This is a genomic window from Kluyvera georgiana (assembly GCF_050990895.1).
Lineage (GTDB): Bacteria > Pseudomonadota > Gammaproteobacteria > Enterobacterales > Enterobacteriaceae > Kluyvera > Kluyvera georgiana.
Map to the genome: position 1 here is coordinate 3,831,936 of NZ_CP158865.1, position 22,981 is coordinate 3,854,916.

Here is a 22,981-nt window from a genome sequence, read left to right on the forward strand (position 1 = left end):
TGTCCTGCTCCCATGTCTTGTTATGTGAGCAGTATTTCCGGCGCGAGGGGGTTTGATAAAGGAATTAAAAGTGCTGGTTAATGCCAATTTGTTTTTAGAAAAAAAGTGGCAAAAGATAGTTTTAAAATGGGATTTCCCGGAGGACGTTGTAGGCCGGATAAGCGAAGCGCCATCCGGCAATGTGCGCCGAACTGCCGGATGGCGCTTCGCTTATCCGGCCTACAGGCGATCCGCGCGGATGCTGAATCAGCAGTGCGCCTTCAGCGCCGCAATATCCTTCGGCGTCGTGCGGCAGCAGCCGCCAATCAGCTTCGCTCCGGCGGCCAGCCACTGCGGCAGATAGCCTTCCAGCGTGGCGCAGGCTTCGCCGTGGTGATGCCAGGTTTTACTCACCGCGTCGTAGTGCTCGCCCGAGTTCGGATAGACCACCAGCGGCAGCGGGGTCAGGCTGTGCAGATACTCCAGCGCCTCGACGGTATTTTCCAGCGCAATGCAGTTAATCCCCACCGCCAGAATCTGCGGGTAATCCGCCAGCAGCGCCAGCACGTCGCGCAGCGGCGTGCCGTCGCTCAGATGCCGGGCATCACGCAGCGTAAACGAGAACCACGCCTGCGCCGCCGGATACCCGGTGAGCAACTGCGCCAGCGCACGAATTTCATCAAACGACGGCAGGGTTTCACAGGCCAGCAGATCGACCCCGCCATCCAGCAACGCTTCAACGCGCGGACGGTGGAAATCCTGGAATACCTGCGCGCTGCGCTGGTAGTCGCCGCGATACTCCGAGCCATCCGCCAGGTACGCGCCGTAGGGCCCTACGGAACCGGCAATCAGCAGCCCGTGGGCCGCTGGGTTTTCTGCGCGATACGCATCTCGCGCCTGACGCGCCAGCTCGACGCTTTTAATAATCAGCGCCCGCGACTGCGTTTCATCCAGCCCGCGGGCGGCAAAACCGTCCGGCGTGGCCTGATAGCTGGCGGTGATCGCCACCTGCGCCCCGGCACGAAAATAGTCGAGGTGTACGTCGTAAATCAGCTGCGGATTTTCCATCAGCACTTTGGCCGACCACAGGCTGTCGGCCAGGTCGCAGCCGCGCGCCTCCAGTTCGGTGGCCATCGCCCCATCGAGTAATACGAAGGGACGATCGCTCAGGATGGCGGTTAAAGGATTATTCTGCGACATGCTGCGGCTCCTGTTGGGTCTGGCGCGAACGCGTTAAGAAATAGGCGCCATAGCACAGCGCCACGAACGGAATCCCGCACCACAGAGCGATACGCTGCGACGGGTCAAAAGCCAGCCCCACGCAGGCCACCAGGCACAGCACGAAGCCAAGCACCGGTACCAACGGATACCACGGCGCGCGGTAGTGCAGCTCGCTCAGCGCTTTGCCCTGCTGGAGATGACGACGGCGGAAGACGAAGTGCGAGGCACAAATACTTATCCACACCGCAACCACCGCAAAGCCGGAAATGGCCGACAGCGCCACAAAAACGGTATCCGGAGCGACGATACTGGAGAACAGCGCCAGCAAGCCGCCAAGCATGCTCACCGATAACGCCACCAGCGGCACGCCGTTTTTCGTCAGCTGCGAGAAGCAGCGCGGCAACGTACGCTCGTTGGACAGCGACCACAGCATACGACCGGAAGCGTAAAGCCCGGAGTTGGCCGCCGACAGAATCGCCGTCAGGATCACGAAGTTAAAAATGTCCGCCGCGTACGGAATTCCGACCTTTTCAAAGACGAGGACGAACGGGCTTTTTTCGACGCCCGCCTGCTGCATCGGGATCAGCGCCGCCAGCACGAAAACGGTGCCGATAAAGAAAATAATCAGCCGTGCGATGGTGGTCCGAATGGCGACCGGGATCACCTTGTGCGGATTCTCGGTTTCACCGGCGGCAATGCCGATAAGCTCGGTGCCGGAGAAGGCAAAGTTCACCGCCACCATGGTCATCAGAATCGGCAGCCCACCGTGCGGGAACCAGCCTTCGGCGGTAATATTGCGCAGCCCCGGCGCCGGCGAGCCGTCCTGCATGGGGATAAACCCGAAGATGGCCGCGCCGCCCAGAATAATAAAGGCGATGATGGTAATGACCTTCACCAGCGAGAACCAGAACTCTCCTTCGGCGAAGAAGCGGGTTGAGATGACGTTAAGGCCGAAAATCAGCACGCAGAAAAACAGGCACCAGATCCACACCGGCACCTGCGGGAACCAGTACTGCATACAGAACCCGGCGGCGGTAAAGCTCGACCCCAGCGCCACCGTCCACGTCAGCCAGTAGAGCCACGCCACGGTGTAGCCGGTTGCCGGGCCAAGATAACGTGCCGCATAAACGTGGAAAGCACCGGTTTCCGGCATCGCCACCGACAGTTCGCCGAGGCACTGCATCACCAGCCAGACCACCAGCGCGCCGATCAAATAGGCCAGCAACGTGCCCGCCGCGCCGGTGGTGGAGATGATATAGCCGGTATTGAAAAAGAGCCCTGTGCCAATAACGCCGCCCAGCGACAGCATCACCAGGTGGCGGGTTTTCATGGTGCGCTTAAGTTGCCCACCTTGTTGTTGTGTTGTGTTTTGCATTATTACCTTCTAAACGTATGGACATCTAAACATCCAAATGAAGAGAAGGTTATACAACGATTGTTAACCAATTGCAAAGCGGTGGGGGATCCGCAGGAATGAGAGAGGGATGCGGCTTGTTCCCCTCACCCTGGGCCTCTCCCCAAAGGGGCGAGGGAATCGAGCGGTGATGTCGGTAAGGAAGGTGCCGGTTTTTTCCCTCTCTCTTCAAGGGCGAGGGGATCGAATGGTGCAGTTGGTGGGTATGGCGCGGGTTTGCTCCCTGTCCCTTCCAGGGAGAGGGCCGGGGTGAGGGTGCAGCGCGCCCCTCACCCACCGCAGAAACTTACTCGTCGAAGAACCAGTATCCCTGGTTAATCAGTGCCGTCAGTTCCGCGACAAATGCCGGATTTCGCAGCGCCTCGCCAAAACGGGATTTATCCAGCTCGGTATAGCGGCACAGCGCGTCAGCCGCCTGCGGTTCGCAGGTCTCCAGCTTCTCGCTGTTGATAAAGAAGCTCTCGCCCACGTTCAGTACCCGTAATCCATTGAGGCGGCGCAGGGTTTCCCCATCTTCCAGCGCAGCAAGCACTTCTTCCGGTTCGAACGGCGGCTCCGCCGGGGCAATATCCAGCTCGTGGCGTGGCGTACTGGCAAAGCTGCCGAACCACTGTTTGAAATCGTTCGGCTGACGGATCATGTCGATCATCATCATGCGCAGACGCTCCAGCTCGTGCTCTTCCACCTTACCCGCATGTTCACGGCAGGTGAGATCCGGGTCGGTGTAGTACTTCTCGCCCAGATCGTTCTCCAGCACGTAGTCGGCGAAGCTGCTGATCAACTCGCGACCGTTCGGGCCACGGAAGCCGACGGAATAGTTCAGCGTATTTTCATAGGTATAGCCATCGTGCGGGAATCCTGGCGGAATGTAGAGGATATCGCCCGGGTTCATTTCCACTTCGATAATCGGCGTAAACGGCTCAACGTGCAGCAGCGCCGGATGCGGGCAGTGCTGTTTTAACGGCAGCGCATCGCCCACGCGCCAGCGGCGGCGGCCCATCCCCTGAATGATAAAGACGTCATACGGGTCGATATGCGGGCCTACGCCGCCGCCCGGTACCGAGAAGGAGATCATCAGGTCATCCAGACGCCAGTCCGGCAGCACGCGGAACGGACGCACCAGCTCGGCGGCAGGTTCATGCCAGTGGTTCACCGCCTGCGCCAGCAGCGACCAGTTCTTTTCCCCCAGATGGTCAAAATCCTCAAACGGGCCGTTGCTCGCCTGCCACTTACCGTCGACGTGGCTCACCAGACGGCTGTCAACTTCCATCTCCATCGCCAGACCAGCCAGTTCATCAGGCGTAATCGGGTCGACAAAATTCGGGAACGCGTTTTTCAGGACCACCGGTTGTTTCTGCCAGTATTTCTCCAGAAACTCCGGCCAGTTAAGGTTGAGTTGATAAGCCATGTTTTTATACCATCAGTAGAGGGGTAGGCTCGATTATAAAGAGGGCTACCCGCCGTCCGCTTTGTGATGAATCAATTGCGGATGTACACTGATGAATAGAATTCATAACGTCTTACCATTTTGCCTAATTATCCGTTCATAAAATCAATATATTCTATCGGCCTTTCAACACTCCCGAACGGATCAATATGACTGGTACTCCGACGCGGAAGACACCCGCCAAAGGTCAGCATGGCCTGCTTTTTGTTGTCATCCTCAGTGCCTTAATGGCTTTTACCTCGCTCTCAACCGATATTTATCTTCCCGCCATGCCGATGATGGCGCGCGATTTACACGGCAACGTCGAACTCACGATTACCGGTTTTTTAGTCGGCTTTTGCATTGCCCAACTGATCTGGGGGCCGCTAAGCGACCGTTTTGGCCGTCGATTGCCGCTGTTTATCGGCCTTGGGTTGTTTATTATCGGCTCGATCGGCTGCGCGCTCTCGCGCAATATTGAGCAGATTGTCTTCTGGCGTGTATTCCAGGCGCTGGGGGCTTGTACCGGCCCCATGCTGGCGCGCGCGATGATCCGTGATCTGTTCAGCCGCACCCGCGCCGCGCAAATGCTCTCGACGCTGATTCTGATGATGGCCATCGCTCCCATTGCCGGGCCGCTACTCGGTGGACAGATCATTGTGTTCGCCAGCTGGCACGTCATTTTCTGGCTGCTGGCGGCGATTGGCGTACTGATGTTCTTCACTCTCTTCTGGCTACCGGAAACGCTGCCGGAAGAGAAGCGCGTCAAAGCGTCGCTGGGCGGCGTGTTTAAGAACTACGGCCTGCTGTTAACCAACGTCGCCTTTATGCGCTACACCCTGTGCCTGACGAGCTTTTACGTGGCCGCCTACGCGTTTATCGCCGGGTCGCCGTTCGTCTATATCAGCTACTTTGGCGTCGATCCGCAGCACTACGGCTGGCTATTCGCGCTGAACGTTGTCGGCGTCATGCTCATGAGCGTGGTCAACCGCCGAATCGTCCACCGCTATCCGCTGGAGACGCTGCTAAAAATATCGCTGTTGGTGGCGGGCGCGGCGGCTATCGTGTTGGCGATTGGCGCCCGCTGGCAGATTGGGGGCCTGCTGCTGATCGTGGTGTCAGTGTTCGTACTGTTTTCGATGAATGGGATTATCGCCGCCACCTCGACTGCCGCCGCGCTGGACGCCGCGCCGAACGTCGCGGGCTCCGCCTCAGCGCTGATTGGCGCATTGCAGTACGGCAGCGGGATTATCTCGTCATTGCTGCTGGCAACGCTCAGCGACGGGACGCCGTGGACAATGGCGTGGATTATGGCGCTGTTTACCCTCATCAGTACCGCGATTGCCCTGACGACGCGCGCCAGGGCCGTGGCATAATCAGGCGCTGACCACGCGGTTGCGCCCCTGCTGTTTTGCCCGGTACAGCGCCGCATCGCTGCAGCTGATAAGCTCAGCGGCGATATCCGTAACGCTTTGGATGCTACACACCGACAGCGGCGAATCCCAGGTCATCACGCCCAAACTGATGGTCAGCACGCTGCCGATGGGGTTGGTTTCATGCACAATCTCCAGCGCCATTACCCGCTCGCGCAGGCGTTCAGCCACCGCCAATGCGCCTTCCGCGCTGGTGTCCGGCAGTATCACCAGAAACTCTTCACCGCCGTAGCGGCTCACGCTATCGCCCGGGCGCAGACCGCCTCTCAACGCATCTGCCACGGCGCGCAGCACCTGGTCGCCCGCCGGGTGACCATAGGTGTCATTGTAGCGTTTAAAGAAGTCGATATCCGCCATGCACAAAGACAGCGGCGTGCCCTCGCGCTGCGCGCGGGTAATTTCATAGCTCAGACGGTCATCCATGTAGCGACGGTTGAACAGGCCGGTAAGATGGTCGCGTTCGGCATACTGCAATAATGTCTGGTTGGCGTGGGCAAGCTGCTGTTCAGCCAGCTTGCGGTCGGTGATGTCCATCCACGCCGAAGAAATACCCGCCACGTTGCCGCCCGCATCGTACACCGCCATAGGCTTAATGTAGAAATAGCGACCGTAGAGAAACAGCTCTTTGCTGGCAATCTCTTCACCGCCGTCAAGCAGCATGAAATCCTGCTGGAACAGCAGGTGCCATTCCGGCATCAGCGTTTTGAGAAACTGCCCCACCAGCTTTTCCTCTGGCTGCCCCAGCAGTTCACCCATCGCCTTGTTAGCTTTCGTTAACATGCCGTGACGATCAATCACGCACAACGCCAGCGGCGTGTTCTGGTAGATAGATTCCAGCTGCAGCACCCGCTCGCCGAGCTGGGAGATATCCCGATCGGTACCGCGATAGCCGGTCAGTTGGCCGTTTTCATCGAACAGCGGAATACCGCTGGTTTCGAGGATCACCGCACGACCGTCTGCCCGCAGGTTGCGGTTAATCAGGCCGGAGAAAGGTTTATGCGATGAGAGTACCTCGCGGAAGGTGCTCTCCAGCCGTTCGGCCTCGCCAGGCGCCATAAAATCAAACGGCGTACGGCCAAGCACCTCTTCAGCCGAGTAGCCGAGCAGGCGCATCACCACTTCTGAGGACCAGACGTAGCGCCCCTGCGTGTCCACTTCCCACACCCAATCGGTGTTATGGTTGAGGAGATCGGCCAGCCTGCCGGAATCCATCGGGTCTTTCTGTACGAACGGCTTCTCCATTGTCATTCACCCTCTCCTTTGGTGCGATCGGCCTGACAAAGCGGTGCTTTTTTAACCACTTTATCAACCAAAACAAAATGACCTGTTATTTAATAGCCCGGAAGGCTTTGACGATTTGTGCGGCTGCACTATTTTATACCAAAGATAAAGGAGCCGTGCCCGTGATTGCAATTCAATATTTGTGTCCAAAATGTGCCGGTATGACTGAAATAACCGACATTGAGAAAATAAAAAACGCGGAAGATCAATATCCGTTAACCTGTCACGCCTGCGGCGCGCCCTTCAGTAAAGACGCGCTTATCAAATTCGCCCGTCAAAAAGCCGAAGAAATGATTAACGAAGCCTTATTTCAATTAAAAAACTCGTCGTCTCAAGGAAATAAATAGCCGGGTAAATTTTGCCTCCCTTATCACAGGAAAATATTAGACCTCATCCCTGTAGCCCTATTTATTTATTTTCCTTCATTTCCCTAATCTATTTTTCTGGTCCGTATTCAGAGCCTTACGCACACGGAAGTGATAGCGCAAAAAATCGACGTTTGCTAACGTGGTTTCACCATTCACTACGGCAAGGAGAGACACATCGTGTCACAGCCGCTGATTACTGCTCTCATCCCCGGAACCGGGTTTCCTGGACTCGACGACTACCGCAGCCGCCAGGCCGCTTTCTACAGCGATGACTACGGTCAACGCAGCCGCTATCGCTCGCACAACGAGGCCCTGCTTCAGCAGGACCGTGACCCGCAGGTCGTTTTCTTCGGTGACTCCATTACCGACGGCTGGGATTTAGCCCAGAGCTTTCCGGGAAAAAACTACATCAACCGCGGTATTGGCGGGCAAACCACCGCGCAGATGCTGGTACGCTTTCGCCAGGACGTGCTGAACCTGCGCCCGCAGGTGGTGGTGATCCTCGCAGGTACCAACGATATCGCAGGCAATACCGGCCCGGTGAGCAATCTGGATATCGAAGAGAACATCATGACGCTGACCGAACTGACCACGCTACACGGTATTCGGGTGGTGATATCGTCGGTGCTTCCGGTACATGACGCCAATCCTGACTCGCAGGATCTTTACGCCCAGCGCCCGCGTGAGCGCCTGATCGCGCTGAATCACTGGCTGAAAAGCTGGTGTACGGCGCAAGGCTTTGTCTGGCTGGATTACGCCACGCCAATGACGGATGCCTCCGGCAAACTGATTGCCCGCTACTCTGATGATGGTCTGCACCCCAACGCGGAAGGCTATCGGGTGATGACCCCGCTGGCGGAAAGTGCCGTTCAGGCGACACTGTCGAAGGTGGACGGGTACACGCCTTCCGACTCACAATGATTGATTGGCGGCGCCGCCATCGGGCAATCGATCCTGATCTGCCCGATGGGGCTTAGAGAATTGAAGAGCGCTTAAGCCAGTACTTCCGCTTCCATCATCACCGGATGGAAACGGCGTTTGAAATAGATAAGCCCGTGCCCCTCTTCTTCCGCCAACGCAATATGCTGAACCTCCACCAGATAGACCAGATGGCTACCGATAGTCTGCACCTGGCGTATCTTACCTTCCAGACATGCCAACGCCGCCTTTAGCACCGGCTGCCCCAGCGCGCCGCGCTGCCAGCCTGCGAGATTAAAGCGCTCGTCCATGGCCATACCGGTCATACCGGCAAAGTGACGCGCCATGATTTCCTGTTCATGGTTGAGCACGTTGATGCACAGCTTGCCGTTGCCCTGGAACACCGGGTTCATAGCGCTGTTGGCGTTAATACAGACCATCACCGACGGCGGCGAGTCCGTGACCGAGCAGACGGCGGTGGCGGTGATGCCGCAGCGGCCCGCTTCCCCTTCGGTAGTGACGACGTTAACGGCGGCCGACAGGCTGGCCATAGCATCGCGAAAACGCAGACGTTGTTCATCTAATTGCATTGTGACCTCCCGCTGCCAATTACTTCAGCAGCTTATCCAGCAGATTAATATCAGCGTTGTTGTGCAGGTGTGGCACCGTCCAGCCGTTCTGGTCGTACTCAGACAGGCAGCGATCGACCATCGCCATCATTTTGTCCATGTTGCCGGAGGTCTGGGCCTGGCGCAGACACTGCAGGCGGATCTCATCCTGGCTACCGGAGTAGTTAATTTCATACAGCTCGTGGCGACCGCCGAACTCGCTGCCGATCGCATCCCACATCAGTTTTAAGATCTTGATACGTTCAACGTGATCCATGCCGTTGGAGCCGCGCACGTATTTCGCCAGGTACTGGTCGATCTGCGGATTGTTCAGGTCGCGGGCGCTCGACGGCAGGTAGATCAGGCCGCTGGTCACGTTACGTTCAATGATATTTTTGATTTTGGCGTAGGCCATCGGCGCCATCACGCGGTAGGTTTGCAGCGCCGCGTGGTCCGGCAGGTAGGCGCCGTTAACCCACGGGGTCGCTTCAGAACACATGGAGTCGCTCAGCGCCCAGAACATGTTGCGCCACGCCACCACTTCGCCGAGATCCGCCTGCACGCCGCGGAACTCAGAGGTACCGGTACACTCCAGCGATTTCTTCAGCAGGCCGGTAATGAAGTCGAGCTTCACCGCCAGACGCACGCACGCCTGTAGTGGGTACATACGGGCAAAGCCGCCTTCCATCGTCCAGCGACGACAGCGATCGAAATCGCGGTAGATAAGGACGTTCTCCCAGGGGATCAGCACCTTATCCATCACCAGAATCGCATCGTTCTCGTCAAAGCGGCTGGAGAGCGGATAGTCGTACGGGGAGCCGGTTGCGCCGGCCACCAGCTCGTAGGAGGCGCGGGAAATCAGCTTCACGCCTTCGGCATCCATCGGTGCGACGAACATCAGCGCAAAGTCCGGGTTTTCGCCCATCACCTGCGCGGAACCGAAGCCAATCATGTTGTAGTGGGTCAGCGCCGAGTTGGTGGCCACCACCTTCGCGCCGCTCACAATAATCCCGGCGTCGGTCTCTTTTTCCAGTTTGATGTAGACGTCTTTCACTTCATCCGCCGGCTTATGACGGTCGATGGGCGGGTTGACGATGGCGTGGTTGAAGTACAGCCCGGTTTCCTGAATGCGCGAGTACCAGTGGCGGGCGTTCTGCTCGAACTGGCCGTAGAACGCCGGGTTCGCGCCCAGCGCGCTGCCGAACGCCGCTTTGTAGTCCGGGGTGCGCCCCATCCAGCCGTAGGAGAGACGTGACCACTCGGCGATGGCGTCGCGCTGCTGGCGCAGGTCGTCGGCACTTTTCGCCACGCGGAAGAATTTGTGGGTGTAGCCGCCGCTGCCGGTATCGGTACCCCAGCACAGCTTGTCCTGCATTTCCGGTTTGTGCAGCGCATCGTACAGCTGGCCGACGGAAGCCGCGGCGTTGCGGAAGGCGGGATGGGTGGTGACATCCTTGACGCGCTCGCCGTAGATATAGATCTCACGGCCATCCTGCAGGCTTTTCAGGTACTCTTCACCGGTTAACGGGCGTTTGGTGTCTGCGCGGAAATCTTCAGGTTTCATTCGGGTACACTCCAGTATCTATCGGATTTGTTAAATTTATGTTTTTCTCTTGTTTCGTAATTGAAGCGTTTAAAACGCAGGCGGTGAAGAGACTTTTGGGTCAACGGCTGGTACTTTTCAGGCGGGGGGCGGTTCTGTGATCGGGGTAGGGTTTAGTGCCGTTCCCGGCGGCGCTTCGCCTGGCCGGGCTACGTAAGGGTTGGTGCGCGATGGCCCCTCACCCCGGCCCTTTCCCCAGAGGGTTAGGGTGAGGGGAAAATCACGACACCGGGACTTTCTGCGCGCGAAACGCGCTCGGCGAACATCCCACTAACCGATTAAAAAAGCGGGCAAAATAGGCCGGGTCCTTAAAACCAAGCTGCCACGCAATCTCGCTCACCGCGCTGTCGGAAAACAGCAGCAGCCGCTTGGCCTCACGCAACTGTCTGTCGAAAATCAGCTTTTTCGGCGGACGGTTGGCAAACCGGCGGCAGATATCCGTCAGCCGGGATTCGGTCAGATGCAGCTCGCTGGCGTAGTCCGGCACCGTCCAGTGGCGGTGATAGTGGTTATCAATCATCTGGTTAAAGCGCTGGAACAGCTTCAGCTCGCCGCGCACGCCGCTGGCTGCGTGGTCGTCGAGCGGCGCGTTACGCAGCAGAAGGGTGAACACCGCCTGCGCCAACAGCACCAGCGTATGCTCGCGCCCCGGCAGTTCAGAGGTAGACTCGCGCTGAATCAACCGCCAGTAGTGCGCCAGCGCCGCCAGTTCGTCGGGTTTATCCGCCAGCGACAGGCACATTCCCGGCAGGCCAAACGCCTCGCGGGTGCCGGGATACAGCACCTCCAGCAGCGGCCAGACCAAATCCTCCCGCACCGTCAACACGTGACCGTCGCTGTCCGACTCGGTGATAAACGCATGCGGTACCGACGGCGGCGTCAGCACAAACAGCGGTGCCTGCACCGAATAGCGGTGATCGTCGAGCTGCAGCTCAATCTGCCCGGTATCAAGAAAGTGCATCTGGAAAAACTGATCGTGGCGATGCGCCTGCATATCGCGGCCAAAAAACGCCGCCATGCGGGCGAACGATTGATAGTGCACGTCCTTGCTGCCGAGGCTCTCCTCATACTCGGTGCTGATGTCGATATTGGTAATCGCACGCTGGCACATAACGGCGCCTCCTTACGGCGTAGCGCGCGGGCGCGAAGATTTCATCGGAATCACCCAGATAATGACCGCACCCAGTACCAGCAGCGCCGCGACAAACCACAATCCGCTGTTAAAGCTGCCGGTCACATCTTTCAGCCAGCCGATCATAAACGGACTCAGCGCCGATCCGATGTTGCCGGTAGCGTTGATCACAGCAATACCGATCGCGCGAGCGCGCAGGCTGATGGATTGATCCGGCGTGGTCCAGAAGATCGCCATCGCGCTGAATGAGCCCGTCGAGGCCATCACGATCCCCAGCAGTTGGATCAGGCTATGGTTGGTTGCCGAGGCCAGCAGCCAGCCGGCGGCGGCAAACAGGAACGGCAGCGCCGTGTGGTGCTTACGCTCCTGATATTTATCGGAATGGCGGCTCCAGTAAATCATACCGAGGATGGTACACACTTGCGGAACCGCCGCCAGCAGGCCGATGGTGATGTTGCTGCTGTCCTCGTTAAAGCTCTTGAGGATCTGCGGCGTCCAGATGCTGATGGCGCTTAAGGTGTTGGTCAGACAGAAGTAGGCCAGCGTGTACATCAGGACGATCGGCGTAAACACTTCGCGCCACAGGCTGCGCTGCTGCATGGCGCTATGGCTAATGGCCCCTTCCGGCTGCACCAACGTCAGGCGATCGTTATCCATCATCTCCTGTAAGCACTTTTTATCCTCGTCGGTCAGCCATTTGGCTTTCGCCGGGGAGTCGTCGAGCCAGTACCAGACCATCACGCCGAGCAGCACCGCCGGGAAGCCTTCCAGTAGGAACAGCCACTGCCAGCCGTGCATGTTGAGCAGGCCGTCCATCGACAGAATATAGCCCGAGACAATCGAGCCCAGAGCAGTGGTCACCGGCATGGCAATCATAAACAGGGCGTTGGCGCGGGCGCGGAAAAACGCCGGGAACCAGTAGGTTAAGTACAGCAGAATCCCCGGCAGGAACCCGGCTTCGGTGATGCCCACCAGCATGCGCAGCACGTACAGACTTTTCGGCCCGACGGCGAACATGGTCGCGGTGGAGGCAATGCCCCAGAGCACCATAATGGTGGCAATCCAGCGCCGCGCGCCGACGATGCTCAGCATGATGTTGCTGGGGATGCCGAAAATCACGTAGGTGGCGTAAAACAGCGTGGTGGCAAGGCCGAACATGGTGGCGTTGAGGCCGAGATCCGCCCCCATTGTCAACCCGGCGAAGCCGATATTGATACGGTCTAAGAATGAGAAGATAAACAGCACAAACAAAAACAGAACCAGACGACGAAACAGTTTGTTGATAACCGATTGTTGGCCCGCCGTCAGCCGCTTGTGCTGGTCGGCCGGGTTGAGTTGCTCCGGAATTGCAGGTGATGTGTCGCTCATTGTCCTTTCCTCTGATGGGAATTTGCGTAGGGTGAAGCTGCGCTGTTGCCCGGGGCGCTTCGCTTGTCGGGCCTACAGGTAGGCCGGATAAGCGCAGCGCCATCCGGCACGCGTTAATACACGCCGGACGAACCCAGCGAGGTTTTCTCCGCGCCAAACCGCGCCGCCAGCGCTTCCGCGCCGCGCGCCAGCAGGGTGGTATCGACGCCGACGGCGACAAACAGCGCCCCCAGTTCCAGATAACGCTTCGCCAGCTGTTCATTCGCCATCAGAATGCCCGGCGCTTTCCCCGCTGCACGAATCTGCACGATGGCCTGTTCAATCGCCGCCTGCACTTCCGGGTGCTGCGGATTGCCGGCAAAGCCCATATCGGCGCTGAGATCCGCCGGGCCGATAAACACGCCGTCCACGCCGTCAACATCGAGGATCTGCGCCAGATTATTCAGCGCTTCTCGGGTTTCAATCTGCACCAGCACGCACATGGCGTCGTTGGCATGGTGGAGATAATCCGGAATGCGATTCCAGCGTGACGCCCGCGCCAGCGCGCTGCCTACGCCGCGAATCCCCTGCGGCGGATAGCGGGTTGCGGACACGGCGGCCCGCGCTTCGTCGGCGTTTTGCACCATCGGCACCAGCAGCGTTTGCGTGCCAACGTCCAGCAGTTGCTTAATCTGTACCGCGTCATTCCATGACGGACGCACCACCGGCTGGCTTGGGTAAGGCGCGATCGCCTGCAGTTGGGTCAGCACGGTCTGGACGTTGTTCGGCGCATGTTCGCCGTCAATCAGCAGCCAATCGAAGCCCGCCCCAGCCAGCAGTTCGGCGCTGTAGCTGCTGGAGAGCCCCAGCCACAGGCCAATCTGCGGCTGGCCTGCCTTCAGCGCGTCTTTAAAACTGTTCTTCATCATCGTTTTTTCCTTTATACGAACCGGCAGGTAATCGCGCCCATGTTGCCGTAGTCGACGTGGAAGGTGTCGCCCTTACGCGCCGGAACCGGACGGGTGAACGAGCCGCCGAGGATAATCTGCCCCGCTTCCAGCTGAACGTCGTACGGCGCCAGCTTGTTCGCCAGCCACGCCACGCCGTTCGCCGGGTGGTTGAGCACGCCTGCGGCAACGCCGGTCTCTTCAATCACGCCGTTGCGATACAGCAGCGCGGAGATCCAGCGCAGGTCCAGTTCATCGGGCTTAATCGGGCGACCGCCGAGGATCACCCCGGCGTTAGCCGCGTTATCGGAGATGGTGTCAAACACCTTGCGCGGGCGCTGGGTTTCCGGGTCCACGTTGTGGCTGCGGGCGTCAATCAGCTCCAGCGCCGGGATCACGTAATCGGTGGCGTTATAGACATCAAACAGCGTGCAGTTCGGTCCGCGCAGCGGTTTTGCCAGCACGAACGCCAGCTCCACTTCAATGCGCGGCACGATAAAGCGGTCGGTTGGAATCTCGCTGCCGTCGTGGAAGAACATGTCGTCGAGCAGCGCGCCGTAGTCCGGTTCGTTAATCTGCGAGCTGGCCTGCATCGCTTTTGAGGTCAGGCCGATTTTGTGGCCTTTGAGGGTACGCCCTTCGGCAATCTTCATCTCAACCCATTCGCGCTGCACGGCGTAGGCGTCTTCGATGGTGATGTCCGGGTAATCCAGCGAGACGGCACGAATCTGCTCACGCTGTTTTTCAGCCTGATTGAGCCGCTGGGCAATCAGGGTACGGGTCTGTTTATCGAGCATAGTGATTCCTGTGGCATTGTATTGCCGGATGGCGCTTCGCTTATCCGGCCTACCATTCATGGCCGGTGTAGGCCCGGTAAGCACAGCGCCACCGGGCAATTTGCACATTATTTAAATAACGCGTGCACGTTGTTCTGTTTGTAATTCAGCGTCGGGTGTAGCTCGTCAATCTCAAACGACAGCGCCAGATAGCGGCTCTCTATCAGCGTGGCGAAGTGGGCTTTAATCAGCCCGAACAGCATTTCGCCCACTTCCTGACGACTTTCCAGACTGCGCCCGGTGCCGATTTTCAGCGTCATATGTACGAACGCGTAGTCGTGTTTACCGTCGGCCATCTGCCAGGTATCCAGCCAGTGGACGCGGCTGCGGATGCCGCCGATGGGGAAAATCCCGGTGGCGGCCAGCGCCTCGTTCACCTTGCTGAACAGGCCCGGTAAATCAGCCTGCTCGCGGATGTTGGTGGTACATTCAGCAATAAAGTGCGGCATGGTTAATCCTCACGCAGGCAGCGGGAATACGGCGTTCACCTGCCCGGTGCCGGAGCTGGCGAACAGGTCGGTGATAAACTCCACCTTGCCGTCGTACTTATCCCAGCCCAACATTCCCAGCAGCATCACGGTGTCGTGCATGTTGCCTTCGCCGTAGCAGTAGTCGGCGTACTCCGGCAGCATGGTGCAGAACTCCTTGAACTTGCCCTCGCGCCACAGCTTGACCACGCGTTCGTCCATCTGGTGGTCGAACTCGCGGGTGTAGCTGTTCATCCCCTCTTCCGCACGCTGGTCGTCAATAAAGCGGTGTGACAGCGAGCCGCTGGCGAACACCGCCACGGTGCCGTCGTATTTCTCGATGGCTTTCAAAATGGCTTCACCCAGCCTGCGGCTGTCGGCAAAATCATGCACGGTGCAGAACGCCGAGATGGAGACCACCTTGAAGTGCTTGTCGGCGTTCATATAGCGCATCGGCACCAGCGTGCCGTACTCCAGCTTCAGGCTTGGAATGTTGTGCGCTTTGGCGCGCACGCCCATCGCCACGGCTTCGTCGGCAATCAGTTGGCCCAGCTCGGGGTTGCCGTCATAGTCGTAGGTCATGTCGCGAATAAAATGCGGCAGCTCGTTGCTGGTGTAGATACCCTTAAAGCTTTCCGCGCAGTTAATGTGGTAGGCGCTGTTCACCAGCCAGTGGGTATCGAACACGATAATGGTGTCGACGCCCATCTCGCGGCAGCGCTGGCCGATCTCTTTATGCCCATCAATCGCCGCCTGACGGCAGCCAAAGTTTTTCCCCGGAATTTCAGAGAGGTACATCGATGGCACGTGAGTAATTTTTGCCGCTAACGCAAGCTTGCCCATATCACACTCCCCACTTAGGAATCGGGTGATCGCCCATTGAGATGCAGACGTTCTTCATCTCCGCGAACACTTCAAAGCTGTACTCGCCGCCTTCACGCCCGGTACCGGAGGCCTTCACGCCGCCGAACGGCTGGCGCAGGTCGCGCACGTTCTGGGTGTTGACGAACACCATCCCGGCCTCGATGCCGCGTGCCAGACGCAGCACTTTGCTGATGTCCTGGGTCCAGATATAGGAAGCCAGACCGTACTCGACGTCGTTGGCCAGACGCAGCCCTTCCGCTTCGTCTTTGAACGGCAGCAGGCAGGCGACCGGGCCAAAAATCTCTTCCTGCGCCACGCGCATGCGGTTATCGACGTCCGCCAGCACGGTTGGACGCAGGAAGTTGCCGTTCTTAAGGTGTGCAGGCAGGTCGGTCGGCTTTTCCGGGCCGCCGGCCAGCAGGGTCGCGCCCTCTTCAATGCCAAGGCGGATATAGCCGGAGACCTTTTCCCAATGCTGCTGGCTAATCAGCGCGCCGACTTGTGTGTTCGGGTCGTTCGGGTCGCCGACGCGCAGGCGGTTAGCGCGCTCGGCAAAGCGTTTAACAAACTCCGGGTAGATGCTCTGCTGGATAAAGATGCGCGAACCGGCGGTGCAACGTTCACCGTTGATGGAGAAGATGGTGAACAGCGCGGCGTCCAGCGCCCGTTCTATGTCGGCATCTTCAAAAATCAGCACCGGCGATTTACCGCCCAGCTCCATTGAATACTTTTTCAGCCCGGCGTTTTTCATGATGTTGCGCCCGGTGGCGGTGCCGCCGGTAAAGGAGACCGCGCGCACGTCGTGATGGCGTACCAGCGCATCGCCCGCCGTCGCGCCATAGCCCTGCACCACGTTCAGCACCCCTGGCGGAATGCCCGCCTCCAGCGCCAGCTCGCCCAGACGGTCGGCGGTTAACGGCGACAGTTCGGACATTTTCAGCACCGCGGTGTTGCCCAGCGCCAGACACGGCGCGACCTTCCAGGTGGCGGTCATAAACGGTACGTTCCACGGCGACACCAGCGCGCACACGCCCACCGGCTGCACAAGGGTGTAGTTGAGCATCTTGTCGTCGACCGGGTAGGTTTTGCCGTTCATCTGCTGGCACACTTCGGCGAAAAACTCGAAGTTATGCGAGGCGCGTGGGATCAGCACGTTTTTGGTCTGGTGAATCGGCAGGCCGGTGTCGGCGGTTTCCATCGCCGCAATTTCCGGTACGTTCTGGTCAATCAGGTCGCCCAGACGACGCATCAGGCGCGCGCGCTCTTTCATCGGCAGATTGGCCCACTTCGGGAAAGCCTCTTTCGCCGCAGCCACCGCCTGGTTCACCTCCGCTTCGCCGCCGGAGGCCACTTCCGCCAGCACTTCACCGGTCGCCGGGTTGGTGGTGTGGAAATAGTCCTGACCGGCAACGTTTTTGCCGTTAATCCAATGGTTAATCTTTTTCATTTTGCAGACTCCTCGCTGACAATCCGGTTCACCAGGCGACCCACGCCCTCGACTTCCACCACCACTTCATCGCCCGGCACCACGTCGGACAGCCCTTTCGGCGTGCCGGTGGCGATCATGTCGCCTGGTTGTAACGTCATAAATTGGCTCAGATAAGAGACCAGGAACGGCACGCTAAAGATCAGATCGGCGGTAGTGCCTTCCTGACGCAGCTCGCCGTTGACCCAGGTGCGCAGGGTTAAGTTGTGCGGGTCGGGAATCGCCGCTTTCGGCACGATATTGGCGGAAATGGGGGTCAGCCCGTCGCGGCTTTTTACCCGCAGGTTCGGGCGGTAGTAGTTTTCCAGGTAGTCGCGAATGGCGTAGTCGTTGCAGACCGTGTAGCCCGCGACATAGTCCATCGCCTCAGCTTCACTGACCTTGCGCGCGGTTTTGCCAATCACCACCACCAGCTCCGATTCGTAGTGCATGTACTCGACGTTGTCCGGGCGTACCGAAGTCTGGTTATCGCCGGTAAGAGTGTTCGGGGCTTTGATAAACACCAGCGGCTCCTCCGGCGGCTTGAAGTCCAGCTCGCTGGCGTGGTCGGCGTAGTTCAGCCCCAGCGCGAACAGGGTGCCGTGGTCGTACGGACGTGGCGCCGGACGAGCGTCCGCTTCGGCAACCACCGGGTTTTCCAGCGGCGGGAAGCCTTCCGCCAGCACGCGCACCTGGTCGCCGGGGCGCAGCGCCACGCGGTTGTGCGGGGTGCCCATCAGAATGGTATCGCCCGGATTCAGAGTGGCGAAATCGCTCAGGGCGCTCAGCAGCTCGGCGGCATTGCGCGTGAGGTCGGCGGTGCTCCACTGGTCGGCGTGACGGCCGTTGATTTCGGTGATGATGGTCAGGTTGTCGACGTTATCAACGCTCACCACGTCGCCCAGCGGGCAGAAGCCGTCACGGCATTTGGCTTTAATCGCCGGACGGTAGAAGCTCTCTTCCGGCAGGCTGACTTCGTTCGCCAGCGCGTAACCGGCGATATAATCCGCCGCCTCTTCCACGCCAACTTTACGGGCCGTTTTACCCACCACCAGCGCCACCGTCGCGCCGCTGAATACCGTTTCCCCCTCCGGGAATGGGATCGGCTGGCCGCCTTCGGTAACGGTATTGTGCGGTTTGATAAACCAGACGGCGGTTTTAGGCGGTGCCTTGTAGGGGGCCTGCTCGAACGCGTCGCGCCAGGCATCAAGCTGGCTGCGGTGGTTGAGCGCCACGGCGAAAACGGTACCTTTCATTTACAGCTCCTTAGAGACAGCATTTATTTCGTTAATATATTAATGATCTGTTTTATTCCTCCGCTGTTCATTTAGCAAACACAAGTAATTTTTTTGTGACTCGATTAACAATAATTTTACACAAATTAAAAATAAATATTTATAATCAATGAATTAATAAAAATCAGTTTCAGAACTACCAGGTTTAATCAAAAATATGCTGTTGATAAAAGCAACATTGCTATATTGTTCATATATTAATGATGAGAAGTGGCAGGAGGCAGAATGCACGATTCTTTAACCATCGCCCTGATGCAGGCGCGGGAAGTGGCGATGACCTATTTTCGGCCTATCGTGAAGCAGCATAATCTGACGGAGCAGCAGTGGCGGATTGTTCGCGTGCTGGTCGACAATCCCTCAATGGACTTTCACGATCTGGCCGCCGCCACCTGTATTCTCCGGCCCAGCCTGACCGGGATTTTGACGCGCATGGAGCGAGATGGGCTGGTGTTACGCCTGAAGCCGGTCAACGATCAGCGTAAACTTTATGTCTCGCTCACCAAAGAGGGGTACGCGCTGTACGAGCGCGCGCAGGCGAAAGTGGAAGAGGCCTACTTAGAAATCGAACAGAAGTTCACGCCTGAGAAGATGAAACAGCTGACGGCGTTGCTACACGAGTTTATTACCCTCAACAAATAACCCATTATCTGCCTGTTTTCACAGCAATTCGGGCAGAATGAAACCTCCCTTAACGGTTCATTACGTCATTAATTACCCCGATACACTTAAGTGGTACGCCATCCTGATATTTTTGAATCAGATCACATAATTTTATGAAACACAGGTTTAATATCCATAAAAAATGTGACACGGATTCACTAATTCTCATAAAAGGACCGCTGTGTGCCGCCAACGCTCTGCGTATGGCTGGCGATTTATCTTCTCTCTGTATGACCGCAGTTGTGCCTGTTCACCCCGCAGGCCGTCTCATATCCTAAGAAGTAAAGGAACGTTTTATGCGCACTACTGGTCATACGCGCTGGTTTATGGTGGTTCTTGTCACGCTTGGCACGATTTTATGCTATTTAACCCGCAATACTATTTCGGCCGCTGCGCCGACGCTTCAGAGCGATCTTCATGTCACTACTCAGCAGTATTCCTGGATCGTGGCGACGTTTTCCGCCTGCTACACCATTGCTCAGCCCATCGCGGGCTATGTGCTTGATACGCTGGGCACCAAAGTGGGTTATACCCTGTTTGGCGCGCTGTGGGGCATCTTCTGCATTGGTGCCGCCTTCACCAACAGCTGGCAAGGCCTGGCGCTGTGTCGTGGCTTAGGTGGTTTTGCCGAGAGCGCGATGATCCCCGCAGGGCTGAAATCGGTCACCGAATGGTTCCCGGATCACGAACGTTCCGTCGCCGTGGGCTACTTCAACGTCGGTTCCTCGATGGGGGCCATCATTGCGCCGCCGATGGTGGCATGGGCGATTTACATTCACAGCTGGCGTCTGGCGTTCGTGATCGTCGGGATTGCCAGTGTTGTTTGGGCGCTGGGATGGTACCTGGTCTATACCCGACCGGGCCAGTGCAAAAAACTGAGCAAAGAAGAGTACAACTACATCACCGAAGGCCAGCCAGAGAAAAAAACGGTCGATAAAGTACACATCGGCCAGTTGCTGAAACAGCGTAAATTCTGGGGCATTGCCCTGCCGCGTTTCCTGGCGGAACCGGCGTGGGGGACCTTCAACGCATGGATTCCGCTGTTTATGGTGCACACCTACGGCTTCAACCTGAAAGATATCGCCATGTTCGCCTGGATCCCCATGCTGTTCGCCGATATGGGCTGCATCATCGGCGGCTATCTGCCGGGGATCTTCCAGCGTGTCTTTGGCGTCAATATTGTGGTTTCACGTAAGCTGGTTGTCACCATGGGCGCGGCGCTGATGATCCTGCCGGGCATGGTAGGCCTCTTCAGCAGCCCGTTCGTCGCCATTGCGCTGCTGTGCGTTGGCGGTTTCGCTCATCAGTCACTGTCTGGCGCGCTTATAACCCTCTCTTCCGATATGTTCGATCCGGGCGAAGTGGCCACCGCCAACGGTTTTACCGGCATGGCGGCATGGACCGCCAGCACCTTATTCGCCCTGGTGGTTGGCGCGCTGGCAGACACATTAGGCTTTAGCCCACTGTTTGCCGTGCTGGCAGTGTTTGACGTGGTTGGGGCGATTATTCTGTGGGCGCTGCTGCGTTCGCCGGAACCCGAGCTGGAAGTGAACCCGGTCAGCTGACAGCCCCCCGGCGGCGCTTCGCCAGGCCGGGCTACATGAACGGTAGCCCGGGCGAGGCGCTAGCCAACCCCGGGCGGGTTCGAAAGCCTACCTCTCAAGCAGCTGTCGATGCACTTTCACCACCGCTTTCTTTATCTCGGCAGGCGTCTCTCCCTGAATGCCCGGTTTATGCGGCTCACCGGGGAAAAATACCGCAAACATTCCCGCCTGCAGCGTGATGGACTGCTGCCCGGCAATCTCATCACACAGTTGGTAATCGTCTTCGCGGTGCCATTCATCGCACTCACGAGCACTGTCAACAAGCCCAAAATCAATGCGCTCTTCTCCGGCGAGCAGGATCTGCACATCAATATATTCCGCGTGCAGCTCGGCCCGCTTAGCGTGCGCAGGTTGCGTCATAAACTGCATCACGTTCATAAAAATATCGTCCCCCTGCAAAACGTGACAGCCCGGTTCACAGCGTTGCGGATCCGCCTTCAGGGCCAGCGTCAGTGCCGCCAGCAGCGGTGAAGGTAATCCGGTACGCTCAGGGCAACGAATATCGCCAATAATCATATGATGTCCTCTTCTGCCAGCATTGCCGCGCCGAGTAACCCCGCGTCATGCTGATGATGGGCGGCGACAAGATGCGTGTGATAGGCCGCCGGTTCTCGCGCCAGATACCCGGCGACCAGGGATAAATAACCGTCTGCCAGACCGACGCTGCCGCCGAGAACCACGCATTCGCAGTCATAGCCGGCTTTCAGATCGGCAATCAGTCGCGCCACGGTTTGGGCCGACCGCTCAATCAGAGACGTCGCCTGCGGATGCCCCTGCTGGTGCAGCGCATAGATTTCTTTTGCGGTCATGCCGTGGAGAGCGTCAACCGCCTGCGCACTAATTCCGCGTCCAGAGGCAATCGCCTCCACGCAACCGCGACGCCCGCAGCCGCAAAGCGGCCCGTGCGGGTCGGCCAGCGTATGTCCGATATGCCCCGCCATCCCCTGACGACCGGTAAGCAGCTTGCCATGACTGATGATGCCGCCGCCGACGCCCGTCGACACCGTGATAAACGCCATATCGCGAATATCGCCCGGCAGCGCGCGATATTCCGCCCACGCAGCTGCCTGCGCATCATTCACCGCCAGACAGGGCAGCCCGGTAAGCTGAGCGAGGGTATCCACCAGCGGAAACTGCGCCAGGCCGCCAAGATTATCCGGGTTAAGGGCCGTGAGAATGCCGTGACGGATGATGCCGGTTGAGGCTACCGCCACGCGCTGTGCCTGCCCGGCAAATGGCGCAACCAGCGAGCGCAGCGCCTCACGTAGCGCCTCCGGCGTGCGGCTGGCGGGCGTTGGTAAAACGTGGCGGTCGATGAGCTGCTGTTGAGGATCGATAAGTGCCGCAGCGAGCTTGGTGCCGCCGATATCAATCGCCAGCGTGCTCATACCGCTTCCTCCACGATCGCGTCACGATACCACTGGCAAATATGCTCAAGGCGCGTAATCGCCGAACCGACGGTGACCGACCAGGCACCGTGCCGCATGGCCTGTGCGGCGAGTGCCGGCGAGTTATAGCGCCCTTCGGCAATCACGCGGTAGCCTTTAGCGCTTAACGCCGCCACCAGCGCCAGATCGGGCTCCTGCGGCACAACATCGGTGGTATAGCCGGAAAGCGTGGTGCCGATAATATCCGCGCCAAGGCGGTGACAAAATGCCGCATCCTGCTGCGAAGAGCAGTCTGCCATCGCCAGACGCTGGTGATGATGAATCCGGGCAATGATTTCCGCGACGGCCACCGGGCGAGCGCGTTCGGTGCCGTCGAAAGCAATAATGTCGGCACCGGCCTGCACCAGCGCGTCCACGTCCTCAAGGTAGGGGGTAATGCGTACCGGTGAATCAGTGAGGTCGCGCTTTACAATACCAATAATCGGAACGCTAATCAGCGCGCGCGTCGCCTTCAGGTTTTCAATGCCTTCGATGCGGACCGCCACGGCCCCCGCCTGTACCGCCGCCAGCGCCATCGCCGCCACGATATCCGGTTTATCTAACGGGCTGCCGGGGACCGGCTGGCAAGAAACGATAAGCCCACCCTGCTGTTGAATGCTTGCATCCAGATTCTCTAACAACGACATAAGTACATCCTTAACTTCAATTTGCGCCCGGCGCGTCCG

The 22,981-nt window shown here is 58.4% G+C and carries 22 protein-coding genes; 5 read left to right on the plus strand and 17 right to left on the minus strand.

Annotation, left to right across the window (positions count from 1 at the left end):
• Nucleotides 1–246: 246 nt before the first annotated feature.
• The 3 genes from mmuM to ABTW00_RS18280 form a co-directional block, all read right to left on the minus strand.
• Nucleotides 247–1,179 (minus strand): homocysteine S-methyltransferase, encoded by a 933-nt coding sequence (gene mmuM, locus ABTW00_RS18270; RefSeq protein WP_065358022.1) that lies wholly within the window; start codon nt 1,177–1,179, stop codon nt 247–249.
• Nucleotides 1,166–2,575: an S-methylmethionine permease gene (mmuP, locus tag ABTW00_RS18275; protein WP_065358021.1), complete on the minus strand. Its 1,410-nt coding sequence runs from the start codon at nt 2,573–2,575 to the stop codon at nt 1,166–1,168. The genes mmuM and mmuP overlap by 14 nt, the downstream gene beginning before the upstream one ends.
• A gap of 325 nt (nt 2,576–2,900) precedes the next feature.
• Complete coding sequence (locus ABTW00_RS18280; protein WP_065358020.1) at nt 2,901–4,022, minus strand: cupin domain-containing protein; 1,122 nt, start codon at nt 4,020–4,022, stop codon at nt 2,901–2,903.
• A gap of 188 nt (nt 4,023–4,210) precedes the next feature.
• Here ABTW00_RS18280 and ABTW00_RS18285 point away from each other — a divergent pair, with 188 nt between their 5' ends.
• The gene (locus tag ABTW00_RS18285; protein ID WP_064547764.1) at nt 4,211–5,416 is read left to right on the plus strand and encodes a multidrug effflux MFS transporter; all 1,206 of its coding nucleotides are present in this window, start codon (nt 4,211–4,213) and stop codon (nt 5,414–5,416) included.
• On the opposite strand, the gene ABTW00_RS18290 is transcribed toward ABTW00_RS18285, so the two are convergent.
• Nucleotides 5,417–6,721: a sensor domain-containing diguanylate cyclase gene (locus ABTW00_RS18290; protein ID WP_433636699.1), complete on the minus strand. Its 1,305-nt coding sequence runs from the start codon at nt 6,719–6,721 to the stop codon at nt 5,417–5,419.
• A 155-nt stretch (nt 6,722–6,876) separates the two neighbouring features.
• On the opposite strand from ABTW00_RS18290, the gene ABTW00_RS18295 reads away from it, so the two are divergent.
• Entirely contained in the window at nt 6,877–7,101 is a 225-nt protein-coding gene (locus ABTW00_RS18295; protein WP_164092409.1) for an ECs_2282 family putative zinc-binding protein, read from the plus strand.
• Nucleotides 7,102–7,299: 198 nt separating this feature from the next.
• Nucleotides 7,300–8,043: an SGNH/GDSL hydrolase family protein gene (locus ABTW00_RS18300; RefSeq protein ID WP_433636701.1), complete on the plus strand. Its 744-nt coding sequence runs from the start codon at nt 7,300–7,302 to the stop codon at nt 8,041–8,043.
• A gap of 71 nt (nt 8,044–8,114) precedes the next feature.
• Here the strand turns inward: ABTW00_RS18300 and ABTW00_RS18305 are convergent, their stop codons facing one another.
• The 10 genes from ABTW00_RS18305 to hpaG all read right to left on the minus strand — a co-directional run bounded on the left by ABTW00_RS18305 (nt 8,115) and on the right by hpaG (nt 18,565).
• A complete protein-coding gene (locus ABTW00_RS18305; protein ID WP_433636703.1) occupies nt 8,115–8,630 on the minus strand; it encodes a 4-hydroxyphenylacetate 3-monooxygenase reductase subunit in 516 nt (171 codons plus the stop codon).
• 19 nt (nt 8,631–8,649) lie between these two features.
• Nucleotides 8,650–10,212: a 4-hydroxyphenylacetate 3-monooxygenase, oxygenase component gene (gene hpaB / locus ABTW00_RS18310; protein WP_065358016.1), complete on the minus strand. Its 1,563-nt coding sequence runs from the start codon at nt 10,210–10,212 to the stop codon at nt 8,650–8,652.
• 259 nt (nt 10,213–10,471) lie between these two features.
• Nucleotides 10,472–11,362 carry a 4-hydroxyphenylacetate catabolism regulatory protein HpaA gene (gene hpaA / locus ABTW00_RS18315; RefSeq protein WP_064547754.1) on the minus strand — a complete coding sequence of 297 codons (891 nt, stop codon included), beginning with the start codon at nt 11,360–11,362 and terminating at the stop codon, nt 10,472–10,474.
• A 12-nt stretch (nt 11,363–11,374) separates the two neighbouring features.
• On the minus strand, nt 11,375–12,751 hold the full coding sequence (gene hpaX / locus ABTW00_RS18320; RefSeq protein ID WP_433636706.1) for a 4-hydroxyphenylacetate permease: 1,377 nt from the start codon (nt 12,749–12,751) through the stop codon (nt 11,375–11,377).
• A 113-nt stretch (nt 12,752–12,864) separates the two neighbouring features.
• Nucleotides 12,865–13,656, minus strand: coding sequence for a 4-hydroxy-2-oxoheptanedioate aldolase (gene hpaI / locus ABTW00_RS18325; protein ID WP_433641084.1), 792 nt, complete (start codon nt 13,654–13,656; stop codon nt 12,865–12,867).
• A gap of 14 nt (nt 13,657–13,670) precedes the next feature.
• Nucleotides 13,671–14,474: a 2-oxo-hept-4-ene-1,7-dioate hydratase gene (gene hpaH, locus ABTW00_RS18330; RefSeq protein WP_065358014.1), complete on the minus strand. Its 804-nt coding sequence runs from the start codon at nt 14,472–14,474 to the stop codon at nt 13,671–13,673.
• Between the two features lie 107 nt (nt 14,475–14,581).
• Nucleotides 14,582–14,962 (minus strand): 5-carboxymethyl-2-hydroxymuconate Delta-isomerase, encoded by a 381-nt coding sequence (locus ABTW00_RS18335; protein ID WP_433636708.1) that lies wholly within the window; start codon nt 14,960–14,962, stop codon nt 14,582–14,584.
• 9 nt (nt 14,963–14,971) lie between these two features.
• Nucleotides 14,972–15,823 carry a 3,4-dihydroxyphenylacetate 2,3-dioxygenase gene (hpaD, locus tag ABTW00_RS18340; protein WP_065358012.1) on the minus strand — a complete coding sequence of 284 codons (852 nt, stop codon included), beginning with the start codon at nt 15,821–15,823 and terminating at the stop codon, nt 14,972–14,974.
• Nucleotide 15,824: 1 nt separating this feature from the next.
• Complete coding sequence (hpaE, locus tag ABTW00_RS18345; protein ID WP_065358011.1) at nt 15,825–17,291, minus strand: 5-carboxymethyl-2-hydroxymuconate semialdehyde dehydrogenase; 1,467 nt, start codon at nt 17,289–17,291, stop codon at nt 15,825–15,827.
• Entirely contained in the window at nt 17,288–18,565 is a 1,278-nt protein-coding gene (hpaG, locus tag ABTW00_RS18350; protein ID WP_433636713.1) for a 4-hydroxyphenylacetate degradation bifunctional isomerase/decarboxylase, read from the minus strand. The genes hpaE and hpaG overlap by 4 nt, the downstream gene beginning before the upstream one ends.
• Nucleotides 18,566–18,829: 264 nt before the next feature.
• Between hpaG and hpaR the strand changes: the two genes are divergently transcribed.
• Together hpaR and ABTW00_RS18360 are read left to right on the plus strand one after the other, a co-directional pair.
• On the plus strand, nt 18,830–19,243 hold the full coding sequence (gene hpaR / locus ABTW00_RS18355) for a homoprotocatechuate degradation operon regulator HpaR (RefSeq protein WP_064547751.1): 414 nt from the start codon (nt 18,830–18,832) through the stop codon (nt 19,241–19,243).
• A gap of 317 nt (nt 19,244–19,560) precedes the next feature.
• Entirely contained in the window at nt 19,561–20,829 is a 1,269-nt protein-coding gene (locus ABTW00_RS18360; protein ID WP_433636716.1) for an MFS transporter, read from the plus strand.
• Nucleotides 20,830–20,916: 87 nt separating this feature from the next.
• Here ABTW00_RS18360 and nanQ read toward each other — a convergent pair whose 3' ends face one another.
• Genes nanQ through ABTW00_RS18375 form a run of 3 tightly spaced genes read right to left on the minus strand, consistent with a single transcriptional unit; the run spans nt 20,917 to nt 22,942 of the window.
• Complete coding sequence (nanQ, locus tag ABTW00_RS18365; RefSeq protein ID WP_433636718.1) at nt 20,917–21,384, minus strand: N-acetylneuraminate anomerase; 468 nt, start codon at nt 21,382–21,384, stop codon at nt 20,917–20,919.
• Nucleotides 21,381–22,256, minus strand: coding sequence for an N-acetylmannosamine kinase (gene nanK / locus ABTW00_RS18370; RefSeq protein WP_433636720.1), 876 nt, complete (start codon nt 22,254–22,256; stop codon nt 21,381–21,383). Before nanK ends, nanQ begins: the two co-directional genes overlap by 4 nt.
• Nucleotides 22,253–22,942, minus strand: a complete 690-nt coding sequence (locus tag ABTW00_RS18375; protein WP_064547743.1) for an N-acetylmannosamine-6-phosphate 2-epimerase — start codon at nt 22,940–22,942, stop codon at nt 22,253–22,255. Before ABTW00_RS18375 ends, nanK begins: the two co-directional genes overlap by 4 nt.
• Between the last annotated feature and the right edge of the window lie 39 nt (nt 22,943–22,981).